The following is a 12,534-nucleotide window of genomic DNA, read 5'->3' as shown; positions in this document are numbered from 1 at the left end:
ATTATTTGTTTACTTGGTCTATCACCTGATATTTATGGTCATTTGGTCGATAATTCCTCTTAGTCAAATCCTATTACGCGAACGGTGAGTAGTTACTTTACATGAATATTGAAGCCATTAAATTAGGAAAACTCAAACAACTTCCAGGGGCAAATTTAGAAGACGAGGAACTCTCCCGACTAGATTTAAGCCGGATTAATCTTGCTGGTGCTACCCTTGTTGGCACTAATTTTGCTGGTTCTAAGCTGGAAGGTGGACATTTGGAGGGAGCAAATTTGATGGGGGCAAACCTCCAAGAAACTGACTTGCGGGCGAACTTGATGGGAGCAAACCTGATGCAAGCAGATTTAACGGGCGCTGACTTGCGGGGTAGCAATTTGCGTGGCGCTAATTTGATGGGAGCAAGACTCAGTGATGTGTCATTGGTGGGTGCTTTCTTGAGTGGTGCTAATTTGATGAACGTGAACTTGCAAGGCGTTGATTTGCGGGGTGCTGACTTGCGGGGTGCAAACCTGACTGGGGCAAATCTCAAAGGTGCAGATTTGAGCCGTGCCGATTTGCAAGGGACGTTATTGAGTGAAGCGAACCTTGAAGAAGCTGATTTGCGAGGGGCGAATTTGGCGGGGGCGAATTTGACGGGAGCGAATTTACTCTGTGCAGAGTTAGAAGGTGCAAATTTGAGCGGTGTTAATTTGAATAAGGCGTGTGTTGTGGGTACTGTGGTTGAGACGCGGGCGTAAAGATTAGCTATTGTTAAAATTTTCGCAGATGAAGCAGGTGAAAATTTGTGAGCCTAAAAGAAGTTCTCAGACTAGCAAAGCAACTTTCAACCGTGGACAAAGTACGTTTGATCCAGCAAATTGCTCCTGATATAGAACGTGAGTTAACAGCTCAATCATCTATCGTTCTCCGCAAATCATTGTGGGGACTGTGTGCGGATTTGGGAAAAGCACCTTCGGCAGAAGAAATTGATGCAGCCCGCAGTGAAGAATGGGCTAGCTTTCCACGGGAGGACATTTGATGCTGCGTGCTGTCGCTGACACCCATGCAGTAATCTGGTACATTTTTGGCGATTCCCGATTATCTACAACTGCCCAGAATACCATAGCTCAAATAGCATCTTCTGGAGATCAAGTTGCTTTCTCTTCCATTACCCTAGCTGAAATTATATATTTGAGCGAGAAAGGGCGTATTTCTCCACTGACACTTGAAAGGCTGCTTGTATCTGTTGATGCAATTGATGCTGTACTGTTTGAAGTTCCTTTTAATCGGCAGATAGCTCAAGCTTTACCCTTGGTAAATCGCTCACAAGTACCAGATTTACCCGATCGCATTATTGCTGCTACAGCTTTATTATCTGGGAGTACCAGTGAATTAGTCGAGATAGCAAAATCAAATTATCTAGTGTGAATACCATTTCGTGAAAATGATTAACAACTAATTAAAGACTTCTCCTAAGTGCGCTCTTAATGCATCGATACTGCCCCACTGAGACATCAAGCTTGGACTAGATAATAATTTAGCTTTAGTGTTATGAAAACCCCAATCGGCTCTCATTTCCTTCTTATCAAGAGGAATACGGCTGATATTGTCGAAATCAGCAATCCAATGAACCTTAACCCATCGAAAAATACCCCATGTACCAGTTTCTCTTTGAGGTTTATCTTCACTTCCCTCATTAACCAGTTGAACTACGTGCGTCAAGTATCGCTCGTACTCAGGTCGTTTTTGAGAAAGGATGATCAGAGATCCTTTTGGTAAGTTAAAGGCGTGAGTATCTACACCTGTATCTTTACTCTCTTTAAAGTTCAACCGAAAGTAAGCTCCAATAGGATAGCCTTCATATGCCCAAACATCACCATCATCATTGACATTTTTTATATATTCCAGACGACTACAATCCATTATTTTTAACAATAAATATTTGTTTAATGTTTAACCTCTAAAAACCTTTTGGCTAAACTCTGACACTTTGCCTAAAAGGAATATTAATGTAGTTACTTTTTAGCCGATATTTTGTTTTTCTACAAGTTCATTACCCATTTTTAATTTTTCATTGTTCGCCCCCGTATCCACAAAGCTAGTACACTCATTAACAACACCCCCATCACTCCTTGCAAGGGATTATTATTCACACCAGTTACCCAATCAGGAACTTCACCAGAATATTTCACTAATTTCCCAACATTAATAATGTAGTAGCCCCAAACTAAACCACCATGTAAACCAATTGGTAAACCCAAGCGTCCCCTCCGCCAACGCTTTCCCCATACTTGCGTTAACCCCAGCAGTACTAAAGCTGGAAATTGCGGCAGTGTATGAATAATTGCCTCCAAGGGTTTAATAAAGTGCAATGTAGCAAACGCAGTTGCATCTGTCCACAGTGCTACACGCGGGCTGTAATCTCGTTGTAATTCATCTAGCAACCAGCCTCGGAATAACAATTCCTCAGCAAATCCAACACCTAAGCCAACAAGTAAACCCTCTAAAATTACTTTCAGCAAAAAAACTTTCGGTTGTTGCCACACCAACCAACCCAACAAACCTTCTATCCCAAAAAGGATCAGAATATTAATTATCCCTATAGCCAAGCCACGCAGTAAATCCACACCATTCTGTCGCGTGAATTCTAAGCCATAATGTTGCAGAATTTGGGGCTGCTGGTAGACATATTTACCCCATAATTTCAGGAGAAAAATAAATATTACATATAACAATACCAATGTCAATATACTTTCTAAATTTGAATCATGGACTAGTAAGTATATTGGTGCAGCCAATGGCAACCATAGCAGCGCTAAATTCAAAATAAAAGCACCCAGCCTAATAGGGGCAGGGCGTTCAGCTAAACGGACAAGGTTTTTTTTCATACCAGATAAGTCACTAGTCACCAGTCAACACTCTAAATTTCGACAAATGACCAATGACAAATGACCAATGACCAATGACTATTCATCAGGTTCAATTGTGCTACTTAAACCGTGACTTATCAAGGTTTCGCAATAGAACTCAGCGTGTTCCAGAGCGCAAGCAATCACTAAAGCTAGCCCATTAGTATGGGCTTCCATCATGATGCTCACAGCTTGGGGTTGGGTAAGGCTAGGTACAGTGGCGATTAATGACTGTACAACATGCTCCATCGAGTTGTACTCATCGTTATGGAGCAAAACGCGATACCGAGGCGCTAGCTTACGGGTTGTGGAAGGCTTTTCAATAGTTTCAACTGACACGGCTCTTTGCTCTTTTCTTGTTTATTCACTACTACAAAGTGTCTGTGTAGCGATCGCTTAACAGTTATTTACCTATTCTATAGTATTTCTGTTCAGATACTATGCTAGAAAAACTGCTCTACTTAGTTTGCATAGCTACTTGTGAGGCAGAGGTCTTAGACATCGTTGCCGTGAGAGTGCTACCCTAATCTTACATAAGCTTCCTTAAACGTAGCGCATTTTCATTTTTAAGATTAAGGAAGTTGTCAAATAATCCTTGCCCCTGCCCAAACTGCATAATGATGGACATTAGCCTAAATTTTCTTCAACCAGGACAAATTGTGTCTTTAGAGCATGGCGACAGGAATCTGTATGCAGAAGTCATTCAATTTGTAGTTTCCCGTCAGTTGTGCTGGGTGCGTCCTTTATTAATGGTTACTTTGATTCAAGAATCGCCGCTAATTACCGATTTGCGAGATGCATCTGACTTGCTTTGGCCTGCCAATTTATTTCGGCCAGCATTAGACACAGAAGTAATTACCTTGTTAAGCCAAGTTTTAGCAAAAGAACCAAAAATTGAACCTGATTCATGCGCCAAGCAGCAACTTAATCAATTTATTCAGCAATTGTGGCAAGCATATCAATAGGTATGAGGCAAGTAGTATGACTAGTACTAGTTTTATCTGTAGCACCAGCAGTCATATTGATCGTATCAACTCCCTTTGCAACGAGTTAATCTGCTCGTGGACAATTTCAACAAACAGATAGGGAGAAAGAAAGTTTTTTTAGGCATTTAGCGAACTAGACAGCGATTTACTACGAAGGCACAATGTAGAGGGTTATTGGCACTGTTTACGCCATCTTAAGCAATTTAAATAATCAATCTCATAGAAAATACAAACAATGATATCGCCCTTTTTATCCTCCCAGGTTTTACTAAAAATTGTTTGACTGACTCAGAATTTTAATTACTTTAGTATTAATCAAATTCACTTGATCTACCTCTGTGCATAAGCATTTAGGAATATCCAAAGCTAGGAACCAACTTAATTCTACCAGCATCCATCTCCGACATTAATAATTCCAGAGCTTCGTAGTCAACGTCAGAAATGTAACCTAGTTCCGTCAGTTCTGAGTTGATTTCATTTTCTATCTCAGGAGTTAGTTTTTTAATGTCAAGAGCTTTTTCTACCAATTTACGAATAGCGTACTTAGTTCTCATAAGTAATAATCCAACTGTAAGATGATACTAATTATCCCAGATATCTCTAAGTATAAAAAGCGATCTAAATACTAACTTACTTGTGATATAGCTCACATTTAATTAGTTAAATAGATAATTCGCTATAACTCTGGCGTATGCCATCAGCAACGCTAAAGTGGGAGATTTAACTTACCGTTAAGACTTGGCTAAATTAGCTTGAGTTATAGACTAAGCAAGTTTTATCAGCATAGTTACTGATGATTGGTTTACTCTCTGGCTGTCTATGTTGATTGTTTTTGAACTGAGATAAAAAAAAAGTATATATAAACACATTCTAACCTGGAATTATAACAATCTTTAAACAGAGATACTAAAGAAATGAAGATTCAGCAAAGAGAGCTAATACATAAGGTCGATGCAACAGAATAGAGTTTATGTTCAAATAATCCTTAGTTTGACGCTTCAACAATTCTCAATAGGATGTAACTATGCAAGCAGTGCTTCACTATCCCAAGATTGCAATCGTTCGCCCTCAAGGGTGTTTGAGTGCCGGAAACGCCTTGGAATTTGAACGAGATATGACTACAGCATTAGCACAAAATGGTATTTCCATCTTGGTAGTAGACCTCGCAGCAGTAGAATCGTTAGATAGCGCGGGGTTGATGGCATTGTTATCTACACACAAGCTGGCTCTTAGTTTAGGAAGGGGTTTCCGACTTTGCGCTGTTGCTCCATCAATTAGAATTATTTTTGAACTAACCCAACTCGACAGGGTGTTTGAAATATTGGATGGTGAAGTTGAGTTGGCGACAACATGACTTTTAACTTGATGGATGTAAAAGCACAAAGCTTCGGTTAAAAAGTGGACTTTATGTAAAGGAGTTATAAGTTACAACGATAAATTATGTTAGAAGACCTAATTCAATGCTAATGTTGGCTTTGGTAGCTGTAATTAAGGTAGCTAGAAGATAGCACAGTGGCTGTTGCAGTTGAGAAATTAATAACATCGGATATTTTAAAACCAGGGCGTTACCTTGGTAATGAACGTTTAGCAGTACACAAAGCTTGGGATAAGACAGCAATACGCTGGGTCTTAACCTACCCAGAAGTATATGAAGTCGGTGCATCTAATTTAGGGCATATTATCCTATACAACATATTGAACGCCCAACCGCGTCAATTGTGCGATCGCGCCTACCTCCCAGGAAAAGACCTCGCAGGCAAACTACGCGAAACTAATACGCCATTGTTTGCGGTAGAGTCAAAGCGATCGCTCACAGAATTCGACATTTTAGGCTTTAGCCTCAGTTACGAACTGGGTGCAACCAATATCCTAGAAATGTTGGATCTAGCTGGAATTCCCTTGACGTGGAGAGAACGCCAACAAACAGGGGGAGAATTTACGAATGTCCAGTCTCAGTTTCCATTGATTTTTGCTGGTGGGCAAACAGCAACATCAAATCCTGAGCCTTACGCTGACTTTTTCGACTTTATCGCCCTTGGAGATGGAGAGGAACTGCTACCAGAAATTGGTTTGGTATTGGAGGAAGGTAAACAAGCAGGATTGAGTCGGCAAGATATATTACTGGATTTGGCACAGATACCAGGCGTATATGTTCCCCAGTTTTACGATATGGCAGAGGATGGCTCAGTTCACCCTTGTCGCCCTGAGGTGCCAAAACGAATTCTGCGACGAGTTGCAACTCCCATACCAGCATATTCCATTGGCTTAGTTCCCTACGTAGAAACGGTACATGACCGCTTGACTATTGAGATTCGGCGTGGTTGTACTCGTGGCTGTCGCTTCTGTCAACCAGGAATGCTGACTCGCCCAGCACGGGATGTAGAACCGGATAAGGTTGTAGAAGCTATTGAACAGGGAATGCGGGCAACTGGTTACAATGAGTTTTCCCTACTATCTTTGAGTTGTTCTGATTATTTGTCCCTACCAGCAGTGGGGATGGAAATCAAAAATCGCTTAAAAAACGAAAATATTTCTCTGACTCTACCAAGCCAACGGGTAGACAGATTTGATGAGAATATTGCCAATATCCTTGGGGGTACGCGGCAAGGTGGGCTGACTTTTGCTCCAGAAGCTGGAACTCAGCGGATGCGAGACATCGTAAATAAAGGTTTGACCAATGAAGAATTGTTGCGGGGAGTAAAAACAGCTTGGGAGCAAGGCTGGGATAAAATCAAGTTGTATTTTATGATTGGCTTGCCGGGCGAGACGGATGTTGATGTTTTGGGTATTGCGGAAACAGTCAGCTGGCTACAGCGAGAATGTCGGGGCAAAGGCAGAAAACCTCTGAACTTTAACCTGACGATTTCTAACTTTACGCCCAAGCCCCACACACCATTCCAGTGGTACTCAGTTTCTACCACAGAATTTAAGCGCAAACAAAACTTATTGCGGCAAGAATTCCGTCGGATCAAGGGAGTGAAGGTAAATTTTACCGATGTCCGAATTTCGGCAATGGAAGATTTTGTGGGACGAGGCGATCGCAGTTTGAGCAAAGTAGTCCGCCGTGCCTGGGAATTAGGTGCAGGAATGGATTCCTGGTATGAAAATTTAGATCGAGCCTTTAGCGCTTGGGGAGATGCGATCGCTCAAGCCGATCTAGATTGGAAATACCGCCAAGTAGAAAATGGCGAATGGAATTTGTTTCCCGCACAAGATCGGAACAGATCGGCAGATGCGGAAAATAACCAATTCCTCACTCTTGTAGAGACGCGATTAATCGCGTCTCTCCCCACTCCCCACTCCCTAGACATTCCCCTACCTTGGGATCATATTGATACCGGGATTGATAAAAAGTGGCTCAAAGAAGACTTGCAACGCGCCTTAGAAGCTGCAATTGTCCCCGACTGCTCTTTTGAAGGTTGTTCGCACTGTGGCGTATGTGGAACCGACTTTGGCCATAACGTCGTGATTGAATCACCTGCTATCCCCCAATTTGCTGGCGAGTTTGTCCCCAACACAACTAAGGCGCAAAGACTGCGAGTTTGGTTTGGGAAACAGGGTGATATGGCTTTGGTAAGTCACCTAGATTTAATCCGTTTGTTCGACCGAGTTGTGCGACGAGCAGGCTTACCAATTGCTTTCACTGGTGGGTTTCATCCAATGCCGCGAATTTCTGTAGCAACTGCTTTGGCTTTAGGAGCTACTAGTAGTGGTGAAATTGCGGATTTTGAGTTAACTTTACCAGTGGACATCGATACTTTTCAAGAAAAATTGGTTCGGGAAATGCCCACAGACATACCCATATATAATGTGGAGCAGATAGATTTAAGAACTCCGGCAGCTAGCCAACTGCTAGAAACCGCAGAATATTTAATTACCGTAGCAGCAGTAGAAGAAACAACATCTATACAATGGCAAGAATGGATTGATACCATCAAAGCAAAAGATGAACTTTGGTACGAGCATACAACAAAGTCAGGCAAGAGCCAGTTAATAAATCTGCGCGATCGCTTATTTGAACTGGAATTAATAGAAACACATAAAGGCATTACAGAATCTATGTCTGTTATCCGTTATGTAGGTAGCTATCGCCAAGATGGTTTTCTATTGCGTCCTGAACAAATCCTGTTTATGCTAGGGAGAGTGGCTAATGGAGAATTTCAACTCCTGCATATCCACCGCAATCGGCTAATTTTAGCGGTATAATCCCTGTAGGACAGCTTGCTAGTAGTTGTCCTAACACGGCACATCGTCGGAATTGATTTTTAGTAAGGTTGCGTTAGAATGGGGTGAAGAGAATTTTTCTGACGCTGCATTGAAATTAGCTGGTTCACTACCCTGGTGTTCAGGGGGCGAAAGCAAAGATATTAGAGTGCAACTTCTAGGATTTTATCCCAGACAAACTGAGGCAGATTAAAGAACACACACTCTCTCTATAGCTACCTTGTGAATCAGTAACTAACAGCAGGCTCGGTTAGCTTCTCTAAATCCATACTTTTTCAACAACTGCTGAATGTCTAATCAACAGTATTGCCCAAGAGCTAGCGCGTTACTCTTCTAGAGTTGTTCGCCCTTGGTGTTACCGTAGGGTAAACAACTACTGTAGGTTAAGCCGATTTGCAGACGTTCACTAGACGCGCAAAGGGCGGCTTAAAAGTAGGGTAGCAACTGGCGTTGCTGAGTATAACGCTAAGAATAAATCCAGGAATGGAAAATAAAAATAGTTTCTTTTTCTTGACGACTTCAGTAGGTTACTCTCAAAAAAGCTTCCTGAGTTAAAAACTCACTCAGGATTCAGAACTTTCAACTCAGAACTCTCTTGATTGAGAGTATTGCATCACAAATCAACCGTCTGTGGTTGATTTAGTAGCTTAAATATGCGCCCGTTCTGGAATAATCCGCCGTGAAAACGCTCTTAAGAGCGCCAATAGCTATTTAACTTAGAACATCAAGTTTACGATTTTTATCATCAGTAGCGCCTTTTGAGGGTTGCAAGGGCAACAAAGGAAAGGTATAAAAAACCTTCAGACCTATTGGTGCTGCCAATTTTTGAGGAAATTGAATGCCAAAACAAATTATTATCGCGGAGCAGCACCAAATTGCTGCTGTCTTTTCTGAAGATCAAATACAAGAACTCGTTGTTGCTACCGGTCATCATCAAATAGGTGATATCTATTTAGGAGTAGTAGAAAACGTATTGCCTGGGATAGATGCGGCTTTTGTGAACATTGGCGACCCAGAGCGTAACGGTTTTATTCACGTCACCGATTTGGGGCCATTAAAGCTAAAGCGTACCGCCGCAGCTATTACAGAACTGTTAACACCACAGCAGAAAGTTTTGGTGCAAGTAATGAAAGAGCCAACGGGGACGAAAGGGCCCAGGCTCACAGGTAATATCACCTTACCTGGACGTTACGTAGTACTGATGCCTTATGGTAGGGGCGTAAATTTATCCCGACGAATTAAAAGTGAAAGTGAGCGCAACCGCTTGCGGGCGCTAGCGATTTTGGTCAAACCGGCGGGAATGGGTTTGCTCGTGCGTACAGAAGCCGAAGGCAAACCAGAAGAAGCGATTATGGAAGATTTGGAGTTGCTGCAAAAGCAATGGGAGGCAATCCAGCAGGAAGCGCATTCTACCCGGGCCCCAGCACTGCTCAACCGAGACGATGACTTTATCCAGCGCGTATTGCGAGATATGTACGGCGCGGATGTCAATCGGATTGTCGTAGATTCTAGTACTGGCTTGAAGCGCGTGAAGCAGTACTTGCAGAATTGGAGTGGAGGTCAAACACCGCAGGGATTGTTGATCGATCATCACCGCGATCGCTCCCCAATTTTAGAGTATTTCCGCATCAGTGCCGCAATTAGAGAAGCCCTGAAACCAAGAGTAGACCTACCTTCGGGAGGTTATGTCGTCATAGAGCCAACGGAGGCATTAACCGTAATCGATGTTAACTCAGGTTCCTTCACGCGATCGGCAACAGCCAGAGAAACAGTTTTGTGGACAAACTGCGAAGCTGCAACCGAAATTGCTCGCCAGTTGCGTCTGCGGAATATCGCCGGGGTAATCGTCGTTGATTTTATTGATATGGAATCACGGCGCGATCAACTGCAAGTTCTGGAACACTTTAATAAAGGACTCAAGGCAGACAAAGCTCGTCCCCAGATTGCCCAACTCACTGAACTGGGCTTAGTAGAACTGACCCGCAAACGTCAAGGTCAAAATATTTACGAATTGTTTGGCGAAACTTGTCCCACTTGTGGCGGTTTAGGACATACTGTGCGTCTGCCTGGAGAACTCGAAAACCGATTACCAATACCTGCAGAAACACCAGAGCGTGAGCGTTTTGTATCCCTACCTCACCGAGAACCACGTCAGCCAGCTGCCCGCATCCCGGAACCACGAGAAACTTATGATGGATTTGGGGAAGCATTTGACGGCGACTCGGAATCGAGTAATTTAAATCTGATTAATCATCCTAGTTATCAAGAACTTAATGATAATAAGCGTCGTACTCGCACTCGCCGCAGTCGAATTGGCATCAATGGGTTAAATGGGAAAGATGAATCTCGCGTTATTACCAATCCACTGTCTTTTGTCAACGAGCCAGATTTAGACCTTGATATAGAACCAGAATTAGGAGTTGCACCAGAAATTCCCTCACCCACCCTTGGTAAACCAGGTTGGAGTGAAAGAGTGGAGCGCACTGTAGTAGAGCGCACTAAAGTTATTAAGGCAGACCCAGTTAAACCAGTGGTAGAACCACCGGAAATTAGAACTGTAGAAATGAGCCTCCAGGAACAGGATATGTTTGCCTTGATGGGAATATCTCCCTTGGTGAAGTTAGAGCAAGAGGTCAAAAATACCAAGTCTGTGATTATTAACGTGATTCAGCCCGGTCAAGTGCGAACGACTCCAACTGAATCCATCTCAGAATCACCTATTGCCCAAAGAGCAACACCTGAAGTAGTTGCAACCAAATTACCAATACCAAAAGTTATTGAGCCAGAACAAAAATCTTTGATAGAAGAGATAACTGAACCATCTGAATTGACTGCCAATCCTTTGGAAAGCTTGCCTACAAAAGCCTCCCTCAACGCGATCGCAGATGAAAATGATGCTGACAGTGCCGCCAATGCGATCGCAGATGAAGGTGATGCCAACAACACCGCCAATGCGATCGCAGATGAAAATGATGCGAACAGCGCCGCCACTGCTAGCCGTCGCCGCCGCCGTCGTTCCTCAGCGATCGAAGACAATTAATTTGCTTTATGGTAGAAACATCGCCAACGTCCTTGGAACAATCCAATTGGCTGGAGTTTTCTACCTTGTCAGGGATTCCAGGATTGGTTGCAGGTGTGGATGAAGTCGGGCGAGGCGCTCTATTTGGCCCAGTGGTGGCAGCAGCAGTGATTCTACCAGATCGTGCTTTGCCAATACTGATGACAGCTAAAATTAAAGACAGTAAAAAGTTGTCTAGTTCTCGGAGAACTCAGCTAGCACAGCAAATTTGTGGGCTGGCTATAGACTGGAAAATTGGGTTTGCTTCTACTGCCGAAATTGACAAGATAAATATTTTGCAAGCGACACTATTAGCAATGAAGCGGGCTGTACTGAAGTTAAAGGTACAGCCTGTACTCTGCTTGGTTGATGGCAACCAGTCAATCAAAGACTTGCTCTTGCCACAACAAACAATAGTTAAGGGAGACGAGCGATCGCTCGTTATTGCCTCTGCTAGTATTGTTGCGAAGGTTTGGCGTGACGATTTGGTAATGCGTCTAGCATTAAAATACCCTATGTACAACCTAGAGCGTAACAAGGGTTATGGTAGCCAACGGCATTTGTTGGCTCTGCAACAATACGGGCCATCGCCCTTACATCGTCAGTCTTTTCGTCCTTGCCAAATCAAAGTCCCGAACGCTGAGTAATCATTTAATCACTCAGCATTCAGGATTGGCAATTCAGTACTGTCACTGTCAAGTCCTCTATCTTTAGTTTGTGATATTACCCAGTGGCGATAATCTGCCAAAAGTTGATTTAATAACCGTTGCTTAACCGATAACAACACGCTTTTGAGCAAACCATTACCAGTAGCTTCTAAAATCGGCTTAGGAGTAAAGGAAAATGGCGGTGATAAATCCACCAGCACTTCTAAATCAGCCCTTCCTTCCAAGCGAGTACCAGTACTAAATTCTTTGGGAGACAAATGCCCTTTTAAATTAAGGGCAAAGCGCTGGTTAATATACTCGAAACCCAGAATTTCACAACGTAGCGATCGCAAATAAATTATTCCATTTGATTCGGCCCAAACTCTCATGTCTACAGTCGGTTGAATACTTAATGACATAAAAGTGAGCGGACGCATTTTCAAGCGAAATACTTCCTCAGAAAGCTGCTCAATTCTACTGTTGTCAGCCAAAGCCCTAACCAGACGTTGAGGCTGACGCAAGTAGTGCTGAATGGGAATAGGCTGCTCTGGAACAGCGATTTCAACCGATTGGGAGGCAGTAAACCGGGTAGCCATGAGCGGATAAAAATATTTGTCTCTTAATTTTAATATTTTTTAACAACTTAAATCTGATTATTAAAAAAGTACAAAATTATCGTTGCTTATCAGTTATACAGCATTAGCAAAAATTTGGTACGCTCATCATTA

At 42.8% G+C, this 12,534-nt stretch carries 13 protein-coding genes; 8 read left to right on the top strand and 5 right to left on the bottom strand.

The features are described 5' to 3' along the window. Positions 1–101 precede the first annotated feature (101 nt). Genes V7K38_RS26490 through V7K38_RS26480 form a run of 3 tightly spaced genes read left to right on the top strand, consistent with a single transcriptional unit; the run spans position 102 to position 1,410 of the window. A complete protein-coding gene (locus V7K38_RS26490) occupies positions 102–740 on the top strand; it encodes a pentapeptide repeat-containing protein (RefSeq protein WP_334862218.1) in 639 nt (212 codons plus the stop codon). A 47-nt stretch (positions 741–787) separates the two neighbouring features. Beyond that, positions 788–1,021, top strand: a complete 234-nt coding sequence (locus V7K38_RS26485; RefSeq protein ID WP_334862216.1) for a hypothetical protein — start codon at positions 788–790, stop codon at positions 1,019–1,021. Next, entirely contained in the window at positions 1,021–1,410 is a 390-nt protein-coding gene (locus V7K38_RS26480; protein WP_334862214.1) for a type II toxin-antitoxin system VapC family toxin, read from the top strand. The genes V7K38_RS26485 and V7K38_RS26480 overlap by 1 nt, the downstream gene beginning before the upstream one ends. Before the next feature lie 27 nt (positions 1,411–1,437). On the opposite strand, the gene V7K38_RS26475 is transcribed toward V7K38_RS26480, so the two are convergent. The 3 genes from V7K38_RS26475 to clpS form a co-directional block, all read right to left on the bottom strand. Then, entirely contained in the window at positions 1,438–1,905 is a 468-nt protein-coding gene (locus tag V7K38_RS26475) for a hypothetical protein (protein ID WP_334862212.1), read from the bottom strand. 140 nt (positions 1,906–2,045) lie between these two features. After that, positions 2,046–2,870, bottom strand: a complete 825-nt coding sequence (locus V7K38_RS26470; RefSeq protein ID WP_334862210.1) for a CPBP family intramembrane glutamic endopeptidase — start codon at positions 2,868–2,870, stop codon at positions 2,046–2,048. Between the two features lie 78 nt (positions 2,871–2,948). Then, positions 2,949–3,230 (bottom strand): ATP-dependent Clp protease adapter ClpS, encoded by a 282-nt coding sequence (gene clpS, locus V7K38_RS26465; RefSeq protein ID WP_334862208.1) that lies wholly within the window; start codon positions 3,228–3,230, stop codon positions 2,949–2,951. Positions 3,231–3,511: 281 nt separating this feature from the next. On the opposite strand from clpS, the gene V7K38_RS26460 reads away from it, so the two are divergent. Then, positions 3,512–3,856 carry a hypothetical protein gene (locus tag V7K38_RS26460; protein WP_334862234.1) on the top strand — a complete coding sequence of 115 codons (345 nt, stop codon included), beginning with the start codon at positions 3,512–3,514 and terminating at the stop codon, positions 3,854–3,856. 371 nt (positions 3,857–4,227) lie between these two features. Here the strand turns inward: V7K38_RS26460 and V7K38_RS26455 are convergent, their stop codons facing one another. Next, entirely contained in the window at positions 4,228–4,431 is a 204-nt protein-coding gene (locus V7K38_RS26455) for a hypothetical protein (protein ID WP_094331166.1), read from the bottom strand. Positions 4,432–4,901: 470 nt separating this feature from the next. Here V7K38_RS26455 and V7K38_RS26450 point away from each other — a divergent pair, with 470 nt between their 5' ends. The 4 genes from V7K38_RS26450 (at position 4,902) to V7K38_RS26435 (ending at position 11,806) form a co-directional block, all read left to right on the top strand. Continuing rightward, positions 4,902–5,231, top strand: a complete 330-nt coding sequence (locus tag V7K38_RS26450; RefSeq protein ID WP_334862206.1) for an STAS domain-containing protein — start codon at positions 4,902–4,904, stop codon at positions 5,229–5,231. Positions 5,232–5,389: 158 nt separating this feature from the next. After that, positions 5,390–8,083: a TIGR03960 family B12-binding radical SAM protein gene (locus V7K38_RS26445; protein ID WP_334862204.1), complete on the top strand. Its 2,694-nt coding sequence runs from the start codon at positions 5,390–5,392 to the stop codon at positions 8,081–8,083. Between the two features lie 856 nt (positions 8,084–8,939). Next, a complete protein-coding gene (locus V7K38_RS26440) occupies positions 8,940–11,141 on the top strand; it encodes an Rne/Rng family ribonuclease (protein ID WP_334862202.1) in 2,202 nt (733 codons plus the stop codon). Positions 11,142–11,149: 8 nt separating this feature from the next. Then, positions 11,150–11,806: a ribonuclease HII gene (locus tag V7K38_RS26435; RefSeq protein ID WP_334862200.1), complete on the top strand. Its 657-nt coding sequence runs from the start codon at positions 11,150–11,152 to the stop codon at positions 11,804–11,806. Between the two features lie 8 nt (positions 11,807–11,814). Here the strand turns inward: V7K38_RS26435 and V7K38_RS26430 are convergent, their stop codons facing one another. After that, positions 11,815–12,402 carry a DUF1997 domain-containing protein gene (locus tag V7K38_RS26430; protein ID WP_334862198.1) on the bottom strand — a complete coding sequence of 196 codons (588 nt, stop codon included), beginning with the start codon at positions 12,400–12,402 and terminating at the stop codon, positions 11,815–11,817. Positions 12,403–12,534: the final 132 nt, after the last annotated feature.

Origin of the sequence: Nostoc sp. (assembly GCF_036917465.1) — a bacterium.
GTDB lineage: Bacteria > Cyanobacteriota > Cyanobacteriia > Cyanobacteriales > Nostocaceae > Nostoc.
This window is presented reverse-complemented; position numbering and strand designations above follow the sequence as displayed.